Origin of the sequence: Pseudoflavonifractor sp. An44, assembly GCF_002161675.1 — a bacterium.
Taxonomy (GTDB): Bacteria; Bacillota; Clostridia; order Oscillospirales; family Oscillospiraceae; genus Enterenecus; species Enterenecus faecium.
Genome location: NZ_NFIH01000031.1, coordinates 1 through 26,709, shown reverse-complemented (window position 1 = coordinate 26,709; position 26,709 = coordinate 1). Strand labels below are relative to the sequence as shown.

Here is a 26,709-nt window from a genome sequence, read left to right as displayed (position 1 = left end):
CGGAGACGGAGGGGTTCTCCTCCTTCAGCAGCTCGGTGGCGTCCGCAATGGCCTTGGCGTAGGCATCCCAGCCGCTGGTGTACCACTCGCCCACCTTGCCGTCGGCGGCGTCCACCAGAACCTGGAGGTCGTCGCGGGTGACGTCGGGAGCGAAGGTCACTTCGATGGTGGTCTCGCTGGTGACGCTGTCCAGGGTGTAGGTGTTGTCGGTGACGGTGACGGTCTCACCGTTGACCACCACGGACTCCACATGATAGTAGGCGTCGGGGGTGATGGTGAGGGTGAAGGACTCGCCCTCGGTGACAGCGGTGGTGCCGGCGGGAGACACGGTGCCGCCGGCATTGGCGGTCACGGTGACGTTGCAGATCTGGTAGTCGCTGTCATTGGCGTTGCCGCCCAACACCGCCGCCGCCTGCATCTGATCCAGGGAAACCGTCAGCATCCCATTGACATCCAGGCTGGTCAACAGGGACAGGCCATTGTCCAGGCTGGCGGTACCCTTCACAACGGTGGTCTGCCATTCGGCCTGGCGGCCCATCACAGAGTCCGCAGGCACAGGCACCCGGCGAGACCCGGACACCAGGCACAGCTGTACCACACCGTTGGTGCCGGCCGGGATGTTCTGCTGGGTGTAATCCTGTCCGTTGAAGAGAATGCCCAGCGCCACATCCGGCGCCGCCGCTATGTCGTTGAGCAGCGGAATGGACATCTTGCGTCCCACGTTGCCCACCGCATCTTCCGCATAAATGGTAAGTTCATGCTCCAGCACGGTGTTGTCTACGGGAATTTCCACGCTGAGAGTACCATCCTCCGGAATGGTGACGGTTTGAGCCGCCTGACCGTCCACCAGAACGGTGACCACGGCGCCCGGCTCGGACAGCCCCTCCACCGTCACAGTGTCGGAGAAGTAGTCTCCGTCCGCCGGGGAGATCAGCTGCAGTCTGGGGGCGGTGGTGTCCACCCGGAACATATACTTGACCGATACGGCATCCCCCTGCTCATTCTCGCCCACCAGGGACAGAATGTGGGTGCCCTCCGTCAGACCGCCGTCGTCCGGCAGCACATCCGTCTCCGCCCGTCCGGACAGATAGATCGTGCCGATCTGCTCCCGCTCCCCGCCAAACAAATTGACAAAGAAATCTATAGCCTGATCCAGGAAATTCTGGTCTGTGCCCGCCTGCCATTGGCCGGAAGCCACGTCGCCGTCCAAGGTCCAGGTGCCGGACACCGGCATATCCGAGGTGATCTGGATGGTGGCATTCACCCCGTTGATGGTATCGGTACCGTCAACGCTGACACTGCCCTCCGCCTGCACCGTCACCGTGGCCTTTTGGGGGGCCTGCATGGTGATGGCACTGCTCAACGTCTCCTGTGACAGGAAGATCTCACCGTTTGGGCCGGTGGTATATCCAGCCAGACCGATCTTGTAGACCTTTCCGGCCTCCACACCCACCGTCTGCTCCACGCTGGTCACATCGTCACGGCCCTCTGCCTCAGAGGGAAGCACAGCATTTCCATCTCCGTCCACATAGGCGGAGGTGGTATACCGCCCGCCCAGGGTGAGGGTCTCCTCTGGGGCCTCCCCAGAGGTCTCCACCCACTGCTGGGCCAGATCGGTGGCCACCAATCCGGTGTCCGTCTGCTCATAGATGGTGGCCACATAGCCGTCATATGCGCCCTGCTTCTCCACGGCCACATCGATGCTGTAATCGCCGCCCAGCTTCACGCTGTCAATGACAGGCGCCTGGGGCTGGTTGGGGTTGGTATAGGCCAGCGGTTCCTCCACCTTCACCACGTCGTTGACCGAGCGGGTCTCACTGGAGCCCACCACCTGGATGGTGTAACTGCCGCTGGGCAGATCCGTGGGCACGGCAAAGGTGGCACTGCCCTGGGTGGCCCCAGCCACCCCGCCGGAGATGATGCCGGTATCATCCGTCTCATACAACAGGGTGGTAGTGGACTCTCCCTCCTCCGTCTGGCTCACTGCGTACACGGCCACATTTTCCACGTCGTTGAGCTCGCTGCCCTGCCAGGTCACGGTCAGCTCCTGGGTCTGGTCGTTCCACTGAACGCTGGCAGAATCCAAGCCGGGCAGGTAGGCGATGTCGTACAGGGCGGACTGGGCCGAAGCTCCCAGGGTCAACCGCCAGGCGTGGTAGTCCTCAGCCTGGGTGAAGGAGATGGTCACGTTGGCCTCACCGCTCTCCTGGTCATAGGACAGCAGCGCATTGGCGTCACTCTGCTCCTCTGCATCCTGGGTGGTGTCCAGCCACCGCAGGCTGTAAGTCTGGCCCGGGTCGTCCGGGTCGGTGAGGGTGATGCCCGGGGTGCCATCGCGGCTGTCCCCCATGGCAATGCGCTGTGCCTGCTCCAAGCTGTCCGCCTGGAAGGACAGGGTCAGTGCCTTTCCAGAGGCGCCGGAATAGCTGCCCAGCTGGATGACATGGGTCATGCCGTCGGCGCTGCGGTCAATGGAACTCTCCCCGTTGGTGCGGGTGGCTGTACCGGCCAGATCAAAGGTCCGCCGGTCGGTGGCCGCCTCCAACCGGGCATTGGTGCCCACGCTCATATACAGCACCCGGCCGGTTCCGGCATCCGTGTAGACCGGGATCCCGGACAGGGCCGCAGGCACCGTGGCCTCGGGGGTGTTGTACTTGCCAAAGGCAAAGTCCACGTCGCCGCCCCAGTAGTAGGTCACACCCATATCCAGCATCAGCACATGGAGCGCGCCCCAGATCTTGGAGGCATTCAGGCCCAAATCCACATCACCAATATGGATCTCGCCGATGAGGGGGATTTTCGGGGTGGTCACTCCCGCTGTGGCAAAGCCCTCCCAGAAAAGGCGGTTTTCCCGTTTGTCCTCCTCCAGGACGATGGAACCACTTCCTTCGATGATGTCCAGGATGTTCAGCTCAATGCCGGCATTGAGCCTCAATTCCGGGTACCACTGGGTGGTCAGAGAGGCGCTTTCCAGCAAGGTGATCCCGGCAATGTTCAGATCCCGCATCCCCAGCGAGAACTCTCTCATCCCCATGGTCAAATCCGCCCGGGCCTGCAACACCGCAAACAGGGCAAACTGTCCGGAGAAAATGAGCTTCAGCGGCGGCACACGGGAGGAGAGAAACACCGTGTCGGCCAGGCCCTCCACGCCGCCGCCGGCACCCTGGATCCAGAAAATCCCCATGCCGTCCACGTTGATGCCGGGGGTAAACCCGCCCACATAGAAATAGATCTTATTGGGCAGCGGAATGTTGTTGTACGCCGTGATGACCAGCTCTGCCTCCATATTGAGGATGGCAAAGTCCGCAGAGCCGTACACGCCCACCTCCCACAGGTCCCGGTCGGGCATGACCCGTAGGTTCAAGGTGCCCTCGACCCCGGGCAGTCCATCGGCATAGGAGGGCAGCGCCACCTCCACCGAGGCGTTGAAGCCCACAAACCCGCCGCCAAAGAGAATGTCGTGGACGTACAGGGACAGGCTTCCGGTCTCTGCCTCCTCCCAGGCCTGCTGGTCGGCGGCATACCGGGCCTGCACATCCCGCAGCTGGTCTGCCGTATAGTTGCTCTTGGCCATATTCAGCTGCACCGCCTCCAGCGTGGAAGTCTGCCGGTTGCCCCAGTCAAAGTTGCTGGGCAGCAGGAAGTCGGGGGACATCTCAGCTCCGAATGCCACCACCCGCTTCTTGGGCGTCTGGTCGGTCACGGTCCCAGTCTCCAGCGCCATGAGGCCAAACTGGCAGTAACGGAACTCAAACAGAATGCCCGCCAGGGTCTGTGCTGTACTGGCTGCGCCCGGCCACACCAGCGTAATGGCGTTGGTGTTGGCCACGCTGTTCTCCACATCCGAGGTGGGGTTGCCCATGTAGTCGTATTGCAGCAAGGGGTACTCTTCGCCATTTTCCAGGCTGGTGATGGCACACACGCCGTTCCACACCTTGGTGCGGCTGTTGGTGGTATACACCTTGCCGTCGATGTCGGTGTTGATGACCTGCTCCTCGGTGCCTGGATTCTCCACCCGGATGGTGAGGCTGCCCGCCTCCACATCCAGACAGTTGCTGATGTTGATGGTGCTGCTCACGGTCCCATCTGCGGCCTCCACAGACACCGCACTGGCACTCACCAGATTTCCGTCCTCATCGTACTGGGCGGTAAAATCACCCCGGAACTCCAGCAAAACCTGGTTTTGCTTTTCCATGTCCGTCAGGCTGCGGTCGTAGCTTGTTTCATCGTCATACAGCCTGAGGGCATAGCCGTCCTCACCATCCTTTTCAATGGTGACGACACCGTACACGTCTGAGATGTACTCCGGCTCCTCTGTGACGGAGAACTGCAGGGCCGACGAGGTGGTGGGTTCCTTCCCTGCCTCTGCCCAGTTGAATACCACCTGGTAGCCGCCGGGATCCAGGTGCTGATCCACCACCAGGTCCAGGCTGTTTTTGTCCATATCCAGGAATACCTTACTGCTGTCCAGCACCAGGTCGGTGCCGCCGGACAGAGATTTTAAGTACACCGTGTAGGCAGATGTGTTTTGCAGCAGCTGGAAGTTCTGGCCGGAGAGAAACAGATGCCGGGTGCCGTCGGTATAGATGATCTGAGGATTGAGACTGTGAAAGGTGAGGATCTCCCCCAGAACCCCGGGGCACAGCACATAGAACTCCCGACTGGCCAGCAGGTTCTGCTCCAGAAGCTCACCGGTATCGCTGATGTCATAACAGAGGATCTCAAATTTCCGGTACTCGCTCACCGGGAGGGGGGACACATTGTAGTAAAATTCCACCTGTGCCTCTTCTCCCGGCTGAAAATCCCGGACCACCTGATAAAAGTCCTCCCGTGCGCCGCCTTCATAGAGCAGCCCCTCATAGTAATCCTCGTAGGGCTGTACCCCATTGCGCACCCGGGTCACCACAGCCATCTGGCTGACTGCGTCATCGGAGATGTTGCTCACAGACACCTGCAAATGCACATCCCCCTCAGCGCCGCCTTCCACCTGGGAGAGATAGGCGTCCTGTTCCTCGTTGAAGGTCATGGAGGCGGGCAGCTCCGGGAAGTTGATGGCGGCCCGCTCCTCCTCCCCCACCGTCACGTTGGAATAGACCCCGTAGTAGGTGCTCATCACCGCCGAGTCATCGGGCGTGATCTGGCCCAAGTCGTAGTACAGGGCGTAGGCACTGTCTGCGGTCAGATAGGTCTCATTGTAGGGGTTGGTAAAGTCCAGCCCCAGATCCGGTGTAAAGTCAAAGGAAGTCTCAGCCAGGTTGTTCCAGTGGCCAAAGGCCAGCTGGTAGGGCTCCACGGTTTGACCGTCCAACGAGGCATTGACCGTATAGGCGGTCATGCTGGGCGCGTTGGCGTCGTCCACCGCAAACATGGCGCCCGAGTAGGCCTGGCCGTCCCGGTTGTCCAGCACCTGTTCTGAGGTGATGTGCTGGTAAATGCCATTCACTCCAGGCAGCTCATAGGTGGCCCAGTCCTGGTAGCCCAGGGCGGTGTCCAGCATCAATCGGAGTTTCACATTCTCCACGTCATCCCGGTCTGTGGAGACCTGGTAGCTGATGGACACCATGCCATGCTGGGCAGAGTTCTGGTCGAGGAGGGAGAGCGTCTGCACCATGGTCAGGTCCTTCACGCTCCACTGGGCCTTCAGCGTGTTGCCCTCCTTGCTGACCTCCACGTCACTGCTGTCCAGGCCAAAGAAGCCGTAATCCCGGCCAAACACATAGTCCTCGGTGGACCCGTCCGTTCTGGTGACCCGCACTGAGGTGTAGGAGGTATCATAGTCGGCCGCGGGGTAGAGCAAATTCTTGTTGTTGTCGGACTTATTGAGCTTGTCGCCCTCCTCTGTGTTGACCAAAAAACCGCCGTTTTCCGTGGACATGGAGACAGAGAGGTACCCGTCACTCAATTCCAGATTGTCTGCATTCTCTCTCGTTTGAGCCTCGGCGGCATATGCCAGTACGCCGGGCGCGGCGGTGGCCATGACCGCCACCGCAAGCGCCCCGGACAGTGCTCGTTTCCACAATGTTTTCATAGTTCCTCCTCGCCCCCTCATTTCACGTACACCACAAACCGGTAGGTCTCATGCAGCTGGGTGGTCAACACAAAGGTGTAGTAGCCGGGTGTGGTCATCTCCACCTCCACGGTCCTCTCCTGGTCGGAGACATAACCGCCGGTGAGGCTGGTGCTGCCGGTTTTCATCTGGCCCACCGTCTTGTTGCCAGCTTTCCAGTCCAGCTTGTAGCGGTTGCCGTTCAAGGTGACTTGCAGCTGTTTTGTACCCGCATCCACCACCAAAATGTCATCCCATACCGCAATCTGACCGTCCACCGTGATGGTGGGTTCTCCTCCGGCGCGCACGGTGAGCTTGCCCTCCAGCACCCGCTCGTTTCCCGCGCCGTCCCGCACGGTGTAGATCACCGTCTGGGTGCCGCTGACCGCCGGGTCGTACACAAACTCAAATTCCATCCCCTCCGGGGTGCCCAGATCAAAGGCGGTAATGTTGTCCCGCAGCAATGCGTCAATTTCCTCTCTGCTGGTGCCCGCAGCCACGGTCAGGTTCTTCCGGTGAAGCAGGACTACCGGCGCCGTCCGATCCGGCACAGGCACCTTCAGCAGCTGTGCCACGGCCGCGTTTCCGTAATCATCCACCACACGGATGGAGGGATAGAGCCCGGCCAGATCCTCTGCAATCTGCACCTGCGTCCACACGTTGGCGGAAATGGGCACCGGGCTTCCGCCGCTCACCGTCATGGTGGCGGCGCGATTGACCTTCACGTACAGCTGGTCTCCCACCTGTGCCTGATAGGTGGCAGGGGCTATGATGCCGCTGTCACTGGCGGTGGTGGACACCTGCAAGGTCAGTTCCTCCTCCACCAGCCCGTCAATGGCCACAGAGACCGTCACTGCGTTCCCCGCAAGGTCTGTAAAGGTATACTTTTTGACACCATTTGTACTCACGTCTACGGATATGGACTCCCCACGTGTTCCGCTTTGAATCAACACCACAGGCTCATCCGCTGTGAAGCTGATCTGCGCCTGGCGGTGGTTGTCGCCATAGTCCACCTGATAGGTGATGTTGGGCAGTGTGGTATCCACGTTGTCCACCTCATCCAGGTTTACAGCGCCCAGCAGATCATCCCGCCCGGCGGCCACCGCACGCAGGGTCAAGGCCGGTGCGTTGTTGTCGTACGTGACCGTCACCTGGTTTTCCAGGAAGGAGATGGTCACCCCTTGGGGCACTGGGATCTGCTGTCCCTGACTGTCAATGGGATAGACATCCTGCAGCCCTCTGCTGAACTGGATCTGGGCGCTGACCTCCTGGTTGGTGGCGGACAGAGCATGGTTTGCCGACCATTTGACCTGATCCACCACCTGGGGCGGTGTGGTGTCCACGCCGGTGACTTCCATCTCCATCTGGCCTGTCACCAACTCACCCCGGTACTCATAGGAGTAGAACACATTCACCGGGCCGTTCTCCCACACCGTCAGGTAGGAATATCCATAGAAAGAGGAGTTGAGATCCTGATCCAACACGGCATCCGGCACCCCGTCGTTGTCGGCGTCATTGGTGATTTTCAGCTCGGTGACCCCTTCCATGTTGGGGGGCATCAGATAGATGCGCACACTGGCACCGTCATCCACCGCCACTTGGGCGTACTCAGGATCCACCTGATCCCCGATGGCCGTAATATTCACCGATACCGCTGTCACATGATCCGCCTCATCCACGGCGTAGAGCACAAACTGCGCATTGCCGGTGATCTCCAGGCTGCGGCCCTGGAGCTTCACCCCCGGGATCTCATCACTGGTTCCGGTCTCGTAGGTGGGCGCCTCCCCGTACAGGTCCGACTTGATAAACAGCCGCACAGCGCTCTCATCCGCAATGTCCACGTTCCAGCGATAACTCTCCGCCCAGCCCATGCTTCTGACGAAGGCATCCATGTCGGTGTACACGTTTTCCGCGCCGTATTTTTCCCGATAATCCGGCAGGGTGGCGCCATCCTGGGGCCGCTCTTCATGGAGGTACCAGAAGGCAACCCCCGCCTCAGCCGGTGTATCCTTGTATACCCGGTATCCGGTGATGCCCACATCGGGCGCCACGGTGTCCGCCTCCTGGGTCGGGTAGGGTTTGATCTCATAGTCCAGGGTCACCGTATAGTCCGGCCCCTGAACCCCGTACTGGTTGACGTAACCGCGGAAGGTATAGCTGGTCTCCCCGCCGGCGGTAAAGACATACTTGGGACAGGTGCCTGTCTGGGGGTCCACGAGGGTGCTGCCGTTTTGATCCACCAGGTAGGCAGTCACATCCCCGTAAATCACTTGATTCTCCAGGTCCACACTGGTGTAGCTGTCCCACCGGACCATAGGTTCGATCTCCTCTTTGTAAATGTTGCTGACCTGGAACCCGCGCACATAGGTTGTCTCCTTGGAGCTTATCCACACCTCGATATAGGAATTCTCCGACACGGTCACCTGTACCGTCCCGTTTTCGTCCGTGGCAACCTGCCAGGACGGATCCGGATTGATAATTTCCACCTGATTGTGTTCACTGGACACCGTCATGGTCACCGGATCCTGGGTGTAGTCCAGGGTGGAAAAGCTGATTTTGGGATCCTCGGGCAGGGCGGTGATCTCCACCTCCTGCTGATACTCATTTCCAAAAATGTCGTCGAAAGTGATGGTGTACGTGCCATTTTCATAGATGGGGAGGGAACAGAATGTGCCGTATCCCACGTCCACGGCAATGCGGCTGCCGTGGGGGTCTATGAGCTCGGTGACCCGGAACATTCGGTTGCCCTGGATATAGCCCTGCAGATAGTTTTCCGTCCTCTCTGCGTCTTCCCTCAAAACCGGTTTGGTGTTGGAGGCAGAGACCTGGAAGGTCTCATACAGAGCCTCTTCGGCAGCTCCGCTGGCCTTGTAGCTGGCAGAGACAACAATGGTGTGTTCCACCATAGCCCCCTCTTCCACCGACGGATCGTAGGGGAAGTCCCCGTAAATGGTCAGACCTGCTCCCCCGTCGGCTGTCGCAGTGGTGGAAAAGGATTTGATGCCCCCCTCATTGCGCTGGCTTTCATTCTGGTCCATCGCTTTCACATCGACGGCACTGCGCTGATCCACCTGAATGGTGAGGCTGTCCACGGCGTCCAGCACCTGCTCCCAGGCATCTGTCTCTTCTGCGGAGAGGCTGATCCGGTAGGAGTTCTCGCCGTCGGCGGAGGCAGAGGCAGACACCCCTGGGGTTACGTCAGCTATGCCGTAGTACTGGGTATCGCTGCGCTCCACATGGAAGCTGGGATAGAATACCTTGGCGTTGCCCGCGCCGTCATAGATCACCAGGCACTGCGTGGTATTCAGGTCTGAGTCGATGGGGGCATCAATCCGGGCACCCATGGACCCCCACTCCCCGTTTTGGTTGGCCTGGAAGCGCAGCGGTTCCTTCCAATCGGTGACTTCCTGGTAGATCCAGACGGTTTTTTCCTCCCGGTATCCATAGTACACCTTTACATCTCCGCTGGGAGAGAAGGCATTGGCCACGGTCACGTCCACATATTCGGTGTATGCCTTTCCGGACTCTGTCTGACCGGTGGGGCCAAAGGAGTAGTTCAGCTCCAGCTCCGGGCTCTGGGTGGTGAGGTTGATCTGCATCTGATAGATGGGGGAGAGTTTTCCGTTTTCCATCTTCAGTTGATAGTAGATGGTGTTTGCCCCCACGGCATACTTCAGGTTATCGTTGCCCGCATCCTGAACCGAGTACTGGGAGATGTCATCCACAATGTCGCACTCACCCCCATACCGGTCGTACCAGTCCAGGTTGCTAAACGCAAGCAACCGGGATACGCCATTTGCACAGCTGACATCCTGGAAGTCCAGGTCGTTGGGGTCGCCGGTGGCGCCGGCATTCCAGATTTTCATGCCGGACACGAGCCCCAGATCCGTTCCCAGCCATTGGCCATATCCGTCTTCTTCCGTAGACTGGGAGGCCAGCGTCAGCTCCAGCAGTCCCGCATCATTGTGCAGGCTGTTCATGGTCTCCTCGTAGCCCACGATGTAGCCGTTGACGGTAACCGGGGTCACCTTTCTGGCCTCTGCCACATCCTGCCCATCCTGGGGGGTCACAGCCTCCGCCCCACTGGGCTTGGAAATGCCCACGTTCAACACCTGGAGAGTCTGGCCCTCCTCGGCCGTCTTGCTCCAGGCCAGGCCGCTGCCATTGTCGTAGGAGAAGGCGACGGGGAGATACCCGTCGTAGGATGTCACACCAAACTGACCGGGTATTTCGCCGGCATCCAGCAGCAGATACCCTTCCCGGCCGGAGGGCAAGGCACTGGGCAGGTAGATCTCCTGCACCCCGCCCCCCTTTTGCGCCACATGGAGCCACAGCGTGTACGCTCCGGTGGTCAACTTGTTGCCATCCAGATCCTGTGCCGGTACCGAGAACCACTGCTGCTGTCCGGCGCTGAAGGGGATTTTCTCCGAAATGACGCTCTCCGGAGCGGGTGCCCCATCCGCAGCCTGGACCAGCTGTCCGTCTTGATCGGTGCGGACGAACAGCGCATAGGAGTTTTCCAGATCCACGTCCTGTACACCCCAGTCGTCATACAGCTGATTGCGCAGCGTGATCCCGATTCGGGCGCCTGTCATGGACTGGTCGAATTTGTAATAGTCATAGGTGAATGTGTCGGTCTCTTCCACCCCTTTGCCGGAGCTGTCCTGCACTTGAATTTGACCATCGATGTCGTAGACGTCGTCTCTTTCCGGCGCATAACACACCTGCAGCTCCACATCTTCCGAGCGTGTGACATCCGTTTCATCGTCCACAGCCTGGGATGCCACGGGTGTCATGGACTGGGCGCTGGCATTCAGGCGCACCGTCACCGGGCCATAGTAGCTCCAGTCCGGGGTACCGGACTCCACCGTCAAATACACACCCTCAGCGATGGACACCCGATACCACTCCACAGCGTTGGACGCGGAACCGAACAAGGTCTCCCCGTCGGGATTGGTCACAATGCCCACATAGGTCTGGTTGTCCATGGTCATTATGGCCCGGACATAGAGATCCCCGCCCTGGGCGGTCTCACCAGTCCAGCCGGGCCGGTCAATCACCAGTCCCGGGTCGGCGATGGGAGCATCCAGGTTGTCAGACACAGAATAGTTGACAATGGTTTTGGTCAAATCCGCAGTGACAGACTGCTCCACCTGGGCCATGTTTCCATGGACATCGTAGGCCTGCACCACCAGCTTCTTGGAGACAGCAGTGACGCCGGAGACCGTGGTCTCCACCGTCAGCAGGCCGCCGATCTCATCCCAGTTGTCCACCATAATCCAGTTGCTGTCCTGGGCTTGCGCGTCTGCTTCCACCCATTGGTATTTGACCAGCTCCACCCCATTGAGATCCTGGGCGTACACGGTGGCCGTGAGGGTGGCAGTATTGTTTTGGTTCTGGTCCTGGCCGGACACCGTTTTGACATTGGAGATGCTCACGGTGGGCGCCGCATGGTCCACGGAGATATTCTGGCCCTGGGTACTCAAGGCCACCTCTCCACCATTGCCCAGCAGATCCTGGGCGTAGAGGTGAATTTGGAAGGGGGCCTGGTCATCCAACTCCACGCCTTGGGTGTCGGTCAGTTTCAAATGCAGGTAGTATGTGCCGTCCTGCTGCATGAACACATCGTTCCAAATCAGATTCCCGCTGCTGCCTATGGTGCCGGTGCCGGAGTAGTTCTCCGGGGTCTCGGGAGACATATCAAAGGTGTACTGATAGGGAACGTTTGAGCTTCCCTTGCTGGAAGTCAATGCCACCTTTCCACCGGCCATGCCTGCACTCAGGCCGTTCTCCACCGAGTCCTTGACCTCAACGGCAATGAGAAACTCGTCCGCAGCCACCGTCTCCGCCTGTTGGATGGTCACCGAAGGGGCGGCAGTATCCAGGAAATTTTGCACCGTGGGCGGGTTGTCGCTGACGTCCACCACGTTCTGGTCCTGGGTTTCCATGTAGTTGCCGCTGATGTCCCGCAGGTGTCCGCCGGTGGACAGGCTCACCGCCTGGATCTGAACTCCCTGCGGCGTGAAGTCCTGCTCCACCGTCACAGACTGGAACACCAGGATGGATACCGGCTCTGCGTTGACGCCGTTGGCATATCCATCCTCCACGTCCACCAGGGGGACGGTCACCGGTACCAGATCCCCCCCGTCATTTCTGGACAGATTCCAGGTGAGGGTAACGTCCTCCATCTCCTCCTGGGTCAGCGGCGCAATGCGCTCGCTGAGCTGCACTCGCAGCTGCACCTGATCCCCGGTGGTGGAAAAGAGCTTGGTGCGGTCCAGGTCCTCCGGCCACTGGCCGGGGAGCGTGGTCATGCTGGCATCCACGTTGGTGCCGGAGAGCAGCACCTTGTCCACATTGACCGGGTCATTGTCCAGAAACAGCGCCTTGGCGCGGACGTTCTTTTTGCCGTCTGCCATCAGCATTACCGGGTTGCCCGCCAAATCGGTGACAGGGGTGTTGACCTCATAGTAGCTGTCCTGGGCGCTGGTGATAAAGTTCTGGTAGAGATACAGGCTGTAATTGAGTTGGGAGGTATCCGTACGATTCTCCAGTGAGACGATCTGATACTCCTCTCCCTCCAGTGCGCTGGTGTCAACGATTTGGAAGCCCAGGGCTCCGCCCTTGTGGCTGGCGCCCTCCAGCCCATTTTCCAGGGCGACGCACTCCGCCTGAAGATAGATCACCTGGGCCGCGGGGTCGTCTGCGGGAACAACCCCCACCTCCAGCTTCAAGTCGGCCAGGTCCTCTTTGGTGGTGCTCTGGTTTGCCGGCCGCATCATCTCCTGCTCACAAAGCCAGATTACCGGCTTCCCGTCGTACGCTTGGGCGTCTTCCGTCACCAGGATCTCCCAGGGGTCCGGGTCGGACTCAGTCACCTGGCCCGGCGAGACCATGTCGGCCAGAACATACCACGCCGAATGGGAAGAGGCACCTTCCCCTGTACCCACAATGGTCATCCGGGGGTTGGTGTGGTCGGGCATGGGGGTCCAGGTGCTGGAACAGGGCGAACTGGGCCGGTCACTCATCTCTCCCACCAGGTCGTTCACGGAGTGCCCCACCTGAATGTTGTCCTTCTCTGTACTGGCCACAGCGCCAGTGCCCATGTTCACATAGATGTCCTCCCAGGAATAGGCCTCCGGGAAGGACTCATCAGGGAAGTCCTTCCAGTCATAAGTGACATTCCAGGACCCATACCCGGCTTTTGTCCAGAACTCCATGTAATACAAGTGATCGTCGCCACGGACCGTTCTCATGTACACCCCTGAGCTGCTGCTCACCTTGGACATATTCTTGGTCAGGGTATAGCCGGAAAAGTCCACAAAGTTGTAGTACGCCACGCTTCCGTCTGGCTGGGACAGCGTATTCTCCACCACAGCGGCGGTTTGCTTGTTCATCACATTCACCGGGGTGCGCTCCGGCATCTCCAGATAGTTCTCCGCCGCACTGGCCTTAAAGCCAACCCCCTCCAGGCTCCAGAGCCCGGACATCTCCAGAAGCATACCCGCGGCCAACACCGCACTGACCACGCGCCTGCCCTTCTTGCCCCATGGCACCTTCTTTTCTCCCATTGTTCTCATACGTTCCTCCTTGTCTTGCCCTCGACATCCACTTGATCCGTTTCTTTCCTGATCTCCTTTCCCGGCATCCATCAACAGTATCATCGCTGGATATAGCTGGTTTCATTCTAGTTTGACGTTCCCATGTCAGCAAGGTAATTGGCAACAACGTATTGTTTCTGGCAAGAAAGAATTTCCACTGGCTGGAATCTGTGTCCATTCTATGCTATGATGGTCGAAAGGGGGCATCGAAGCGCCTCTGGCACCCCCTGACTTTGGGAGAGAGGAGACGGCGTGGATGCGCATTGCGTTGGTGGATGACGACCGCGGGTTTCAGCGGTCTGTGCAGGCGCTCTGTCAGGAGTTCGGCGCCCGGCACTGTGTGCACATGGAAACCGACTTTTTCTCCTCCGGTGAGGAGTTCCTCCAACACTTCACCCATGGCAGCTATGACCTGATTTTTATGGACATCTACATGGGCGAGATGGACGGAATTGCCGTTGCTTCGCAGATTCGCCGCACCGACCGCTGGGTGAAGCTGGTCTTTTTAACCTCCAGCTCGGATTTTATGCCGGAGGCATTTTCCTTCCACGCCTTTGAATACCTGACCAAGCCCCTGGACAAGGACCGCTTTTTTCAGGTGTTGGCGGATGTGCACCTGATGGACGATGCCCCTCCCTTTGTCAATCTGACCAGCGGCAGACAGACCCACTCTGTCTTTCTCGATGACATACTCTCTGTGGTCACCGATGCCCATTACCTGGAGGTCAAATTGAAAGGTGGCACTACCCTCCGCTGCCGCATGACCGTCTCCGCATTTCAGACCCTGGTGGGAAATGATCCCCGGTTTCTCTGCGTCAACAAAGGGGTGCTGGTCAACGCCGACTACGTCGCCGAGATGAGCAAGGATCAATGCGTCCTTCAGGACCAGTCGGCCTTTCCGGTCAAGGTCCGACAGAGCCAAAAGATTGTGGACCAGTTGAGAGCATACAACTTTGAAAAGATCCGCAGCCAACAACGGCATTCCAGATGAATTTTGATTGGAAAAGAGGTGACTTTCGTGGATGCTGCCCCCTATGTTCGGGCCATGCTGGAGTTTTCCATCATCATCCCCGCCGCCTGGATCTGCTACTGTCCCATGCACGATTCGCTGAAATATTCCCCCAGAAAAACCTTTCTGCTGTGCGCCCTTGCGGCATTGATTTACTTTCCCCTGATCGGCTTGTTCCAGATGACGTTTTCCCATATCATCCACATCAATGTCCCCCTTGGCATCTCGGTGGTGCTGTTCTTCCTTCTCTATCACCGAACGCTGCGCACCAATCTTTCCCAGTCCGCGGCCATGTTTCTCAACGCCTGTGCTCTGATGTCCTTTCCCAGCAGCTTTGCCTATGCCTTTGACGCATGGCTGCACCCCACCTCCAACTACTTGGGCTTTTCCTTTTCCGCAACGCTGTTCCAGTTGGCCCTGTCCTTCGCCATTGCCGCAGCCGCCACGCCATTTTTGTGGAAGCACTTTGCCTACGCCATTCGTACCATTCATTCTACCGCGGTCTGGAATACCTTTCTCATCTTTCCCGTCCTGTTCACCGCTTCCAATGTGTTTACCATCCCACTTTCCTACCAGACCCTGCACACTGGCAGGATGTTCCAAATCTATGTTGGCATGGAAACTCTTTTCCTGTTAATGCTCTTTTTTATCTATGCCATTCTCTACCGAATTTCCTATGTTCTGGCCGAACAGCACCGCCAAGAGGAGCATACACACTTTCTTCAACTTCAGCTCAAGCAATATCAGTCTCTGCAGGAATATGTGGATCGGACCCGTCAGATCCGCCATGATTTTCGCCACTCCATCCATGCCCTCTCCCAGATGGCTCACGCCGGAGATATGGATGGGATCACACGCTATCTCCATGAATATGAGCAATCCATCCCTCCATCTTCCCCCTTAAAGTACTGCAACCTCAGCGGGGTCAACGCCCTTTTGAATTACTACCGGGACATTGCCGCAGAAGAACAAATTCAGACCAATTGGAACATTCACATTCCCGCCCTCCAGCGCATACCGGAACCAATGCTATGCGGTCTGCTGGGCAATATCCTGGAAAATGCCGTCTCCGGGTGCTCCACTGTGCCGCCCCATATGCGCTATTTCAACCTGACCATTGATATGAAAAACTCCCACGATCTGTATATTGTCTCCAGCAACAGCTTCAACGGCGTGGTGGTCAAGCACAACGGAGAATACCTGTCCACCAAACATTCCGGCAAGGGCATCGGCCTGTCCTCCATTGCCGCAGCCGCCAAGGAATACGGCGGCACCCTGGTGGTCTCCCACACCGACACCGCGTTTTACATGGACGTTGTCATTCAAATCCAATAGGAACCCCCCGGCATAGCCGGGGGTTTTCATTAGACAACAAATAACGCGGTCGGGTTTGATGTGCCCGACCGCGTTACTGTTTTTACCCATCTTCATGCGGGCAAATTGATTTTTTATGTGAAATCGTCTTGAAGCTGCGCTTACTATTAGGGGCACAGTTCATTTATGTGTTTTAAAACTTCGTAGTCTAACGGTACAGGCACCAGTGTTTTGTGTTCCCCAATGATGGCCTGTTTCTCTGATAACACCTTCCCGGAAGCCGTAGACTTATCCAAGGGAGGAGAATCCAGTGCGTCCAAAAACAAAAAGGTAAGGACAATATATCCCAGTATCGCCGCAAACAGCGCGCCAAGTACACAGACTCCGACAATCCGCAAGCCCTTATGGATCTTCTTTCTACACAAAATCAGTACCAGGATACCCGCCGCTATGATAAGCAGGGCAATCCCTGCTGCCCACAGCTCCATATGCGTTCCCCCTTTATGCAACAAGTTTGCAGATGCAAATGCATGGATTTTACCAGCTTCCGCCGCCTCCTCCACCGGATCCGCCGCCGGAAACACCGCCACCACCGCCGGATCCGCCGCCGGACGAGCTCTGCCGCGGAGCGGAAGACATGGCGCTGGCCGCACTGCTCAGTGTCCGATCCATGGCATGCCACATGGTAGCAGTCGTAAATGCACCATGCCCGCTGTACCACTCAGGCGGTTCGATGGCAATGCCTTCAAACTTGTCCACCCATTTATCAGACACACCCAGCACATAGGCAAAGGGCAGGATGTTGTAAAAATATTTTGGATTGTCATGGACAAGCATTTCCAGCCGGTCTTTTTCCGCTGTTTCCAAAAACTTTTTGAACCCGGTTATCTTTTCTAAATTTTTATGGCTCTCCTCTGTGCGGCCCGGGACGTAACACGCCAGCCAGAACGCTCCGGCAAGAATCGGCACGCCGATCACGAAAGGAATGAACCGCTCATTCCCACCCAGGACGTTGGCAAGTATCACAACATCAAGAACGAAGCCGCCAATAACAAGCAGCCAGCAGAGAAGCTGCAGCCGCGTGGACTTCAGGGTATGTATGCGGCCCTTTTCTCCGGAATAACCGTAATTAGAGGATATCTGATTCAGGGTGCGATAGAATTTATTCCTGAGATCGCTCCCGGTAACCATGTCTTTGCCGCTTTCAAAGAGACCTTCAAAAAACCTTTTTTTATCCTCGTCAAGATCATGGGGATACGGCTTTATACGCTCGATGCGGTACGCACCGCTCCCCGCCTCGTCGCCGTCATGAATGGCAATATAGCCCTCGTTTGCCAGCTCAATGAGCAGGGCGACTATGTCTTTTTTCGGCAGCTTTCCTTTATACCAATACGCTACGTCTGCACTGTTCATGCCCTCGGGCGGATAAAATTCAACGGTCTCAATGACCTTCTTTTCCCTGCCGTATTTGAGCCATATGATAAATACAAAAATAAGGCACGCAAGAGGAATCAGCGCCATGGTGCTGAGCTTTAACATATGTACTCTTTCTAATACTTGCGAGCTATTTATGAATCTGTTACACTCCATTCATCCACAGAAATTACATGGAGGAAAGAGAATGGAAAAGATTCAATACGAAAACCTGACCATCCGTCAAGCCGAAGCCTCCGATGCCAAGCAACTTGCCGCCTGGTGGAATGACGGCGCCGTCATGGCCCACGCAGGTTTTCCTAATGGCGTGGGGACCACCGAGGTCGAAGTCACAAAGGGGCTTGGCAAGGGTTCTCTGGTCATCGAAGAAAACCACCGACTGATTGGCGAGTGCAATTATCGTGACCTGGGTGACGGTGTTGCCGAAATCGGCATTAAAATCTGCGAACCCGATGGCCAAAACCGTGGTGTGGGCAGAAAAATTCTGAGTATGCTCATTGGCTGGCTGTTTGAAAACGGCTATTCTAAGATCATTCTCGACACCAATCTGAAGAACACCAGGGCACAACATGTCTACGAGTCCCTTGGGTTCCGCAAGGTGAGAACCAACGTGGATGCCTGGAGAGATCAGCTGGGCCAGCTGCAATCTTCCATCGACTATGAGCTGATTGAGAAGGATTTTATCAGCTATATAAACCATAAGCTCTAACAACAAAAACCTCATGACCAAAAACGGGAGCGCCCCGAATGCAGCTGCATTCGGGGCGCTCCCGTTTGTTTGGTAGCTCTCTCTGCCCACTACCCCATCCTCGTCTTTTTACAAATGGACCTCAAAATAAAATAAACCACGGTATAGGTACCAGAAATCCACAATGAAACTCCCAGCGCAAACAGAAGCTCCATTAAGATTCCTTCCCAGCCATTGAACAAAAGATCCATGACACTCAGGGAAAGGAAGGTGGATACCAAAATAATCAGAGCAGACCAGAAGATCTCCTTTACCGTGAACTGGTACATCTGATAGAACAGCGCAAATGCTGGCCCGGCCAGGAACACTTCAAACATACTCACCCAATAGGCCACCACCAGCCACAGCCAAATCCAATCGCAATCCTGCCCCACAAAACGCCCAGGCTCCAGACAATAACCCAGCAACAACATCAGAAAAAAGAAACTGTTATAAATCAGGTACCCCCGCATCTTCTTCAGCAGCTCCCGCATGGTCTCTCACTCCTTTCATGCGTTCACACCATACAGCATCAAATAATTGTCCCATCCCAACAGGCAAATGACCAGGAGCCCCACAAGCAAAAAGACAGCTAGGGGAATGAAACGATGGTTTCTCCCCAACTTCGAGCACTCTTTGGTCAGGAATCCAAAGGTGGGAATGGTACAGCACGCCCAGAACACCATCCCAATCAGCGCCAGGAGCACATAGATATCCGCCTCGCTGCGTAGATCGTAGTCGTACCCTTTCCCATTCCCGGTGAGGAACATGTAGGTGTACCCCACCCAAATAGGGGTGATGGCAGCCATGAGGCAGTGCCACAGAAAAGCGACGGTATCTAGGATAATTCTGCCTTTCTTCACGGTTCTTCTCTTCCTTCTTCCTCGTTCCGCTGACAATGCTCCGCCGCGCTCATAATAAGCCCAATGTATTCTTCTGTGGCTGCTGTCAGTTCCAGTACATCCAAATAGCGGCCAAGTATGATTTTGGCATTGGAATCCTGGCGTAGCCCACCCAGCAAGCCACCTTGCAGCGTAGTAAAACGATGAGCTAATCGAGTTTGGCCCAGCAACTCCAACATGGTGATGCCATCCAGAAGCAGTGGGCGAAATAGATGATTCAATTGGGCACGTAGAAATCCTACACGCTCCTCTTTAGCGCATAGACATCTTATCTGCGCTACATTCTGCCTCATGACCTCCGCAGAGTTGCGCAGCCTCCGGGCGTATGCCACCCTTTGAGGCGGAATGGTCTTTATGGTCGCAATGGTCACAGTTGAGCCAATGCGTTCCAACAGTTCCGACTGGGATAAAAGCAGCTGTTCCGGCTCCTCTGAGTCCCTCCATTTATTGTTGAGAAACATTAGTTTCTCATTTTGATATCCTACGTAGACCACAGCATGTTTCTCCCCTTGCTCCACCTGCAAGCCCAACATGGCAGTCCTCTGCCCCTTTAAAAATATCGGTGCCTGACCTGGAAGCAACTCCGTCTCCACCATAGCAAATCCCATGGGGTGAAGGTATAAGTTAAACCACTCCGCACTCTGGAGCATAGGCCCAGCCAAATATCCCCCGTTCTCACAGGTGAACAGGTATGGCAGCTTCATCTCCAGAGCAATATCCCGGTCTTCCACGTCCACGCCATACTGCTCCAACATATTGGCAAGTCCTCCATAGGAACAGGAGGAATTGAAGGTCATATATTTCACAACAGGCACCCCCTTCCCCCTTATTTTACCGGACACACTGGAAAATGCAACACCATCTGTCACCCTTCTCCCCGCTCCGGCATAGTCTGAAAACGGCGATGGCCAGACAGGAGAGATTCCAATGCTTCCTACCGTAAATCCTGAGGTGCTGGGTGAGACCCAGACCTGCCCCGCCGTGGGCTATCAGTCCGCTTCCATCTGCGTGCCCGTCACCGTCACCCCCTTCGCCCAGACGGGGCTGACTGCCACCAAGTGCTGCGGCACCCCCGTGGTCACCCCGGGCCGTGAGGTGTGCAACGGTATGAAGAACGGCTCCTGTGTGTTCACCATCACCCAGGACATCTGCGTGGCGGTGCCTGTGGAGTTCGGCGCTGTGGCCACCGTGGGCGACACCTACGTCAGCTGCAACGAGGTTTCCGACAACGACATCTGCACCGGCTGCGACCAGATGCCCCCGGTCACCCCTGAGATTCCTCAGGTTTAAACTTTTCCTCACAAACTTTTGGGGAGTGGACCATTCGTCCACTCCCCTTTTCATTCTTCCTTGGATTGTTCCAGTTCCTCCACCATCTGCGCCACCTCGTCCGGGGTGTGCAGGGCGTTGAGCATGGCCAGCAAGGCCTTGCTGTTCATGTGCTGGGGCAGCCCCAGGCGGTGGAGCAGCTTCTCCCGGCGTGCCGCCGAGTCCGGCCGCCCGGTGAGCCCCAGGGCAAACAGGTCCGCCGGGGTCAGGGCGCCCCGAGCCGGGGCGGGTCCGTCCCCGTCCACCACCGTGGCCCCCGCCCGCAAAAGGGCCTGGCGCAGCACCTCTGGGTTCATGCCCTCTACCCCCAGCTTGCCCTCTTTTCCGGCCTTGCGCTTGCGCCGCTCCTTGCCGTACACGTCGGGAATGTAGGCGTGTTTCACCTGCTCCTTGGGAATGGCCCCTTTCAGATAGTTGCGGATGACAAATCCCGCCCCGTCGGAGTCGGTGAGGACGATGATGCCCTGGCGCTGGGCCAGGCGGCGGATGAGCTCCAGCTTCTCCCCGTCCTTGAACACTCCAAACCCGGAAGTCTCCAGAATAAGCCCGTCCACCACCTGGGACAGGCTGTTTTTATCGTAACGGCCCTCCACAATGATGGCCTCTTTGATTTTCAGCATTCAATCACCTTCCGTCCTGCGGACAATTCCATGAGCAGCTGGGTGAGAATCTCCCCCTCCGCCCCGTAGTTGATTTTCATCTGGAGATCTGCCTCCGCACAGCGGCGCACCGCGTGACGGCACCACACCAGGGAGAACTTCCGGGCCGCATCCATCAGCTTGTCCCCCTGGAAGGAGTGCTTCATCCCCCACAGCTGCATAAAGTCGCTGCGGCTCTTTCCCGCGTCCAGATAGAGCCGGGCGGTGTAGAGCTGACGGAAATACTTGCCCATCACCGACAAAATCATGATGGGGGCCTCCTGGCTGTGGAGCAGATCGGCCAGCACCGCGGCGGCCTTGTCAAAGTCCCGGCGGGCCAGGGCGTCGGTCATCTGGAACACCACCGCATCCACCTGGGGGATGGCCACGGCGTCCATGTCCTCTCTCGTCACCCGCTCCCCCGAGGCGTAGGCACAAATTTTCTCCAGCTCGGTGGACAGGTTGGTCATGCTGTCCCCGCACAGGAAAATGAGGTACTGGGCGTCGGCACTGTCCACCCGGTGTCCCATGGCCTTGCACTTGCGCACAATCCAGTCGGTGAGGTCCCCGGTGGACTGGCGCTGGAAGTTCACCAGTGCCTCCGACTTTTTCAGATAGGTGCCCAGCTTGCTCCGCCCGTCCACCTTGAAGTTCAACAGGTCGTAGACAAACACCAGACAGCAGTAGTCGGGCAGGTCCTCAAACAGCTCCAGCAGCTGCTGCCGCCCACGCTCCCCCTGGCCCATGAGGTCAAAGTCGGTGACCAGCACCAAGGTACGCTCACTCATCATGGGCAGGCAGTCCACCGCCTGGGCAATCCAGTCCACGGAGCACTCCTTGCCCTGGGCGGTGTGGAGGTTGAAGTCCTCCATGCCCTGGGGCAAAATGGCCTTCTTCAGCTCTCCCAGATAATATTCCCGCAAAAAGGTCTCGTCGCCATAGAAGACATAGAGGTTTTTCAGTCCCCCCTGGCGCAGCGCCTTTTTCAGTTCCCGCATGGCGGTGTTGTCCGTTTGCTGTTTGGGCGGCATACCGCTTCCTCCTCTTATTTACCAAATTCCCACGTTCTCCCCCTGGACCACCACCGTCACCGTCCCCTCCTGGTCGGTGCGGTGGACCTCCACCCCGGAGCGGTGCAGCCGCTCCAAGGTCTCCGGGTCCGGGTGTCCATAGGAGTTGCCCTCTCCCACCGAGATGATGCCCAGCTCCGGCCGAGCCCATCCCAAGAGCTCCATGCTGGTGGAGTCCGCCGAGCCGTGGTGTCCCACCATCAACAGCTCAATGTTGGGGATGACAAAGTATTTCACAATCATGTGCTCCACATAGCTGTCTGCGTCTCCGGTGATCAGCACGTCAAAGTCGTCCACCGTGCACAGTACCGACAGCCCTTCCTCGTTGGTGGTGCCGCTGCCCAGGGGTGGGATGATGCGCAGTTCCATCTCGCCCAGGGTCAAGTCCACCTCATCCTCCACCCACTGGCAGGGGATACTCTTCTCTTCCAGCCAAGTCTCCAGCTGCTGGGCCTCCTCTTGGTCTTTGGCGGACACGGGGACATATACCTCCCCCACCTCCACCCGGTCCAGGAGGCGCTCCACGCCGTTGAAGTGGTCCTTGTCCAAGTGAGTGAGCAGAAGCACGTCCACCTCGGTGCGCCCCACCGAGGCCAGATAGTCGGCGGACAGGTCCCCCGCTGAGGTGCTCTCACTCCCTCCGCAGTCCACCACCACGGTGTGGTCTCCGTGCATCAAGACGGTGGAGGCACCCTGGCCCACATCCACCGCTCCCACCACCAAGTCAGACCGGGCCACGGTGAAGGCGGACAGCCCCACGGGCAGAGCCAGCAGTATCAGTAACCCCGCTCCGCTCCAAAGCACCTGAGTCAGAGCCACACCGCCCCACAGCAGCAGCCCAAATACCGCATAGGCTCCCACCAGCCAGATCACGTGGTAGATGTTTTTCATATCCAGCACCGCATAGGGGAATGTGCCCAACTTGTGCACCATCCACACGGTGTAGTGGCCCAACAGTCCCGCGCCCTGTCCCAACAGTGCCGCCACACCAGGCAGCCACAGCCCCAGAAGGCCCAGGACCAGGGCGCACATCATCAAAATCGACATGGCCCAGAGGGTTAGGATGTTGGCCACCGGCGCCACCAGGGACACCTGGCCGAAGACCACCCCCACCAGCGGCACCGTCAGCACCATAGCGCCCAGGGAGGCAGACACCGAGGCGCTGACCCACTGCCACGCTCTCCCCGCCACCTTCTTCCATCCCCGCAGGATACGCTCCTCCAGATACTTGGTGAGGCCCCGGTAGATTCTAGGGGTGAGCAATAAAATCCCCGACACGGACAGAAAGGACAGCTGTAACCCCACCTGCGCCACGGAAAAGGGGTTTTGCACCATGAGCACCAGCAGAGACAGGGCCATGGCGGAGGGCGCATCCTGCTCCCGTCCCACCACAGGCACCACCAGTGCGGCCCCCTGCATCCACACCGCCCGAAAGGCGGAGGGAGTCCCCCCGGCCATCACCGCATAGAACACCAGCGCCGGGATGAGGGCCACAGCGCAGCGGCGGCGGTTGCGGCACAGCACCATCAGCACACCCACCAGAAAGGAGACGTGGAGCCCGGACACCACCGCGGCGTGGGTCACGCCTGACCGATTCATGTTGGTGTACAGCCCGTCGTCCAGAAAGCTCTTGTCGCCCAGAGACACCGCAATGGCCAGAGGGGCGGCGACCTGGTCAAAGGCCACCTGGACGCCCTCTTTCATCCGCTGGGCCGCCCAAGCGGGCCAGCAGGCAACGGGCAGAACAGCGGGGCGCTCCACCGTGGGTGCCTGGTCACAGGTCCCCAGCAGAAACACCCCCTTGGCCGTATAATAGGTCACTTCTTCCCCATAGGTGAACGCGGTGTACTCCACCTGTCCCTCTGCATGGACATGGTCCCCCAACTGCACCGACTTCCAGCTCTCAGGCGCATAGAGAAGCAAGTCCGCCCCGGAGTCCAGGCGAAGGGTGAAGGAATAGCTTCCGGTGTCGGTGGCCTGGGGCTGGGCAATTACCGTGCCCGAGATGGTCTGCGTCCCCTCACACGCCATGGCAGGCACACACACCAGAAAATAGTACACACAAAACCAGCACAGTCCGGCCCCGCAGCCCAACACCACAGCCGTTCCCCGGCGGCACACCTGCCAAAGCACATAGCGCCGCCGTCTGTTTGTAGTCATCTCCAGCCAGTCCTGTCGATTCTTGGGCTGGGTCAGCTGCCAGAGTACGAGAACCGGAAGGGCGGGGACGACCAGCCACAAAACTGGGACATTCCCCATCATCAGCAGACACATAACCGCAAAGCCCCCTGCAAACCAGGTCAGCTTGCGCATGTCTGCCACCTCCATTCTCTGTCTTTCCCCATTTTAACGGGTGCGCCCCTGCAAGTCAACCGCTCCCCCGGTTGCCCTGGGTGTGGGAATCTGATATAATGGCTTGCAACTGGACTTTACAGCAAGGATTTGATATAGATGCTCAATCAAAAACAGTGTTCTGAATTTGCCTCTCTGCGCCGGGCGGCCATCGCCCTGGACTACCCCAACCTGAACCCGGAGCAGCTCCAGGCGGTGCTCACCACCCAGGGCCCGCTGCTGCTGCTGGCGGGGGCTGGCTCGGGCAAGACCACGGTGCTCATCCACCGGGTGGCCAACCTCATCCGCTACGGTCGGGGCTCCGACTCCACCGAGGTGCCGGACTGGGCCACGGAAGAGGATTTGAACTTTTTGCGCCACTATGTGGACCACCCCACTGAGGAGGGGCGGGAGTACGCCACCCGGCTGTGTGAGCTGGACCCCGCGCCCCCCTGGACCATCCTGGCCATCACCTTTACCAACAAGGCCGCCGGAGAGCTGAAAGACCGCCTGGAACGGGTGCTGGGCCCCCAGGCCCTGGACATCTGGGCCTCCACCTTCCACTCCGCCTGTGTGCGCATCCTGCGCCGGGACATTGAGCGGCTGGGCTTCCCCTCCTCCTTCACCATCTACGATACCGACGACTCCATCCGGGTGGTGAAGGACTGCCTCAAGGAGCTTGGCATGGACGAGAAGCTCTTCCCGCCCCGCTCGGTGCTGGGCACCATCTCCAAGGCCAAGGACCAGATGCAGCTGGCGGAAGAGTTCCACAAAGAGGCCTACAAAAGTGGAGATTTCCGCTTAGAGCAGATCTCCCGCCTGTACACCCTCTACCAAAAGCGGCTGTGGGAGGCCGGGGCGCTGGACTTCGACGACATCATCTTCCACACCGTGCGCCTCTTGCAGCAGGAGCCCGAAGTGCTGGCCTACTACCAAAACAAGTTCCGCTACGTGCTCATTGACGAGTACCAGGACACCAACCACATGCAGTATCTTCTAGCCTCTCTTCTGGCCGGAGGCCACAAAAACATCTGTGTGGTGGGCGACGACGACCAGTCCATCTACCGCTTCCGGGGCGCCACCATTGAGAACATTCTCTCCTTTGAGAGCCAGTACAAAAACGCCCAGTGCATCCGCCTGGAGCAGAACTACCGCTCCACCAAGACCATCCTGTCTGCGGCCAACCACGTCATCCGCCGCAACCAGGGCCGCAAGGGCAAGGAGCTGTGGACGGCGGGGGCAGAGGGAGACAAGGTCCACCTGTACACCGCCATGAACGAGAGCGACGAGGCCCAGTATGTGGCCAACACCATTTTGGAGCACTACCGCCAGGGCATGAAGTGGCGGGACCATGCGGTGCTCTACCGCATGAACGCCCAGTCCTATCAGCTGGAATTGGCCTTCAAGCGCACCGGTATTCCCTACCGGGTCATTGGCGGCACCCGCTTCTTTGACCGGGCGGAAGTGAAGGACATGCTGGCCTACCTGTGTGTGGTGGCCAATCCCCAGGACGATCTGCGGCTGGGCCGCATCATCAACGTCCCCACCCGGGGCATCGGCGCCACCACCGTGGAACGGGCCCGGGCCATCGCCGCCCAGGAGGGGCTGTCCCTGTGGCAGGTGGTGAGCCAGCCCGAGCAGTACCCCGAGCTGCAAAAAGCTGGGGCCAAGCTGGGGGCCTTCACCGCCATCATTCGGGACCTACAGGCCCTGAGCGCCACCATGGACCTGGCCGCCTTCTATGAGCTGGTGATGGAGCGCACCGGGTACGCCGCCATGCTCCAGGTCAAGCCGGACATCGAAAATCGAACCCGTCTGGAGAACATTCGAGAGCTTTTGACCTCCATCAAGGGGTATATGGAGAACAGCGAGTCCCCCACCCTGGCGGGCTTCCTGGACGAGATCGCCCTGTACACGGACTTGGACAACCACGACCCCAACGAGGACGCCGTGGTGATGATGACCATGCACTCGGCCAAGGGCCTGGAGTTCCCCGTGGTGTTTGTGGTGGGTATGGAAGAGGGCATCTTCCCCGGTATGCGCTGCATCGGAGACGAGGAGGAGATGGAAGAGGAGCGGCGGCTGTGCTACGTGGCTCTGACCCGGGCCAAGGAGCAGCTGTACCTCACCTGTGCCAGCATGCGCATGCTCTACGGCCGCACCAGCGCCAACCGCCCCTCCCGTTTCGCCGGGGAGATTCCCCCCGAGCTGTTGGAGCAGAGCGGGCGCAGCTATCAGGAACACTCCCGGCCCTGGGAGAGCGGCAGCAGCTTTATCCCCTCCCCCCAGGCCCGGCCCAAGCCCATCC

15 protein-coding genes are annotated in these 26,709 nt (G+C 58.4%); 5 read left to right on the top strand and 10 right to left on the bottom strand.

The features are described 5' to 3' along the window. Positions 1-6,028: hypothetical protein (locus B5F98_RS11455; protein WP_143482796.1), on the bottom strand; the 6,028-nt coding region annotated here is incomplete at its 3' end. Positions 6,029-6,045: 17 nt separating this feature from the next. Next, positions 6,046-13,626, bottom strand: a complete 7,581-nt coding sequence (locus tag B5F98_RS11450) for a hypothetical protein (RefSeq protein ID WP_143482795.1) — start codon at positions 13,624-13,626, stop codon at positions 6,046-6,048. A gap of 277 nt (positions 13,627-13,903) precedes the next feature. Here B5F98_RS11450 and B5F98_RS11445 point away from each other — a divergent pair, with 277 nt between their 5' ends. Together B5F98_RS11445 and B5F98_RS11440 are read left to right on the top strand one after the other, a co-directional pair. Next, positions 13,904-14,638, top strand: a complete 735-nt coding sequence (locus B5F98_RS11445) for a LytTR family DNA-binding domain-containing protein (protein ID WP_087233952.1) — start codon at positions 13,904-13,906, stop codon at positions 14,636-14,638. Between the two features lie 3 nt (positions 14,639-14,641). After that, positions 14,642-15,991, top strand: a complete 1,350-nt coding sequence (locus B5F98_RS11440; protein WP_158099849.1) for an ATP-binding protein — start codon at positions 14,642-14,644, stop codon at positions 15,989-15,991. Between the two features lie 146 nt (positions 15,992-16,137). On the opposite strand, the gene B5F98_RS11435 is transcribed toward B5F98_RS11440, so the two are convergent. Beyond that, positions 16,138-16,458 carry a hypothetical protein gene (locus tag B5F98_RS11435; RefSeq protein WP_087372788.1) on the bottom strand — a complete coding sequence of 107 codons (321 nt, stop codon included), beginning with the start codon at positions 16,456-16,458 and terminating at the stop codon, positions 16,138-16,140. A 49-nt stretch (positions 16,459-16,507) separates the two neighbouring features. Beyond that, positions 16,508-17,509 carry a DUF2207 domain-containing protein gene (locus B5F98_RS11430; protein WP_158099848.1) on the bottom strand — a complete coding sequence of 334 codons (1,002 nt, stop codon included), beginning with the start codon at positions 17,507-17,509 and terminating at the stop codon, positions 16,508-16,510. Positions 17,510-17,591: 82 nt separating this feature from the next. Between B5F98_RS11430 and B5F98_RS11425 the strand changes: the two genes are divergently transcribed. Then, the gene (locus tag B5F98_RS11425; protein ID WP_087372782.1) at positions 17,592-18,113 is read left to right on the top strand and encodes a GNAT family protein; all 522 of its coding nucleotides are present in this window, start codon (positions 17,592-17,594) and stop codon (positions 18,111-18,113) included. 89 nt (positions 18,114-18,202) lie between these two features. Here the strand turns inward: B5F98_RS11425 and B5F98_RS11420 are convergent, their stop codons facing one another. Genes B5F98_RS11420 through B5F98_RS11410 form a run of 3 tightly spaced genes read right to left on the bottom strand, consistent with a single transcriptional unit; the run spans position 18,203 to position 19,839 of the window. Beyond that, positions 18,203-18,625: a hypothetical protein gene (locus tag B5F98_RS11420; protein ID WP_087372779.1), complete on the bottom strand. Its 423-nt coding sequence runs from the start codon at positions 18,623-18,625 to the stop codon at positions 18,203-18,205. A 15-nt stretch (positions 18,626-18,640) separates the two neighbouring features. Then, entirely contained in the window at positions 18,641-18,994 is a 354-nt protein-coding gene (locus B5F98_RS11415; protein ID WP_087372776.1) for a hypothetical protein, read from the bottom strand. Continuing rightward, entirely contained in the window at positions 18,991-19,839 is an 849-nt protein-coding gene (locus B5F98_RS11410; RefSeq protein ID WP_143482793.1) for a hypothetical protein, read from the bottom strand. Before B5F98_RS11410 ends, B5F98_RS11415 begins: the two co-directional genes overlap by 4 nt. 121 nt (positions 19,840-19,960) lie before the next feature. Here B5F98_RS11410 and B5F98_RS11405 point away from each other — a divergent pair, with 121 nt between their 5' ends. Beyond that, positions 19,961-20,323, top strand: coding sequence for a hypothetical protein (locus B5F98_RS11405; RefSeq protein ID WP_087233941.1), 363 nt, complete (start codon positions 19,961-19,963; stop codon positions 20,321-20,323). Between the two features lie 50 nt (positions 20,324-20,373). Here the strand turns inward: B5F98_RS11405 and B5F98_RS11400 are convergent, their stop codons facing one another. From B5F98_RS11400 to B5F98_RS11390, 3 genes are read right to left on the bottom strand one after another with little or no spacing between them, the layout of a single operon-like run. After that, complete coding sequence (locus B5F98_RS11400; protein ID WP_087372770.1) at positions 20,374-20,982, bottom strand: DUF4093 domain-containing protein; 609 nt, start codon at positions 20,980-20,982, stop codon at positions 20,374-20,376. Continuing rightward, positions 20,976-22,031, bottom strand: coding sequence for a DNA polymerase III subunit delta (gene holA, locus B5F98_RS11395; RefSeq protein WP_087372767.1), 1,056 nt, complete (start codon positions 22,029-22,031; stop codon positions 20,976-20,978). The genes B5F98_RS11400 and holA overlap by 7 nt, the downstream gene beginning before the upstream one ends. Positions 22,032-22,049: 18 nt before the next feature. Then, complete coding sequence (locus B5F98_RS11390) at positions 22,050-24,383, bottom strand: DNA internalization-related competence protein ComEC/Rec2 (RefSeq protein ID WP_158099847.1); 2,334 nt, start codon at positions 24,381-24,383, stop codon at positions 22,050-22,052. A gap of 138 nt (positions 24,384-24,521) precedes the next feature. Between B5F98_RS11390 and B5F98_RS11385 the strand changes: the two genes are divergently transcribed. Beyond that, positions 24,522-26,709: UvrD-helicase domain-containing protein (locus tag B5F98_RS11385; protein ID WP_143482792.1), on the top strand; the 2,188-nt coding region annotated here is incomplete at its 3' end.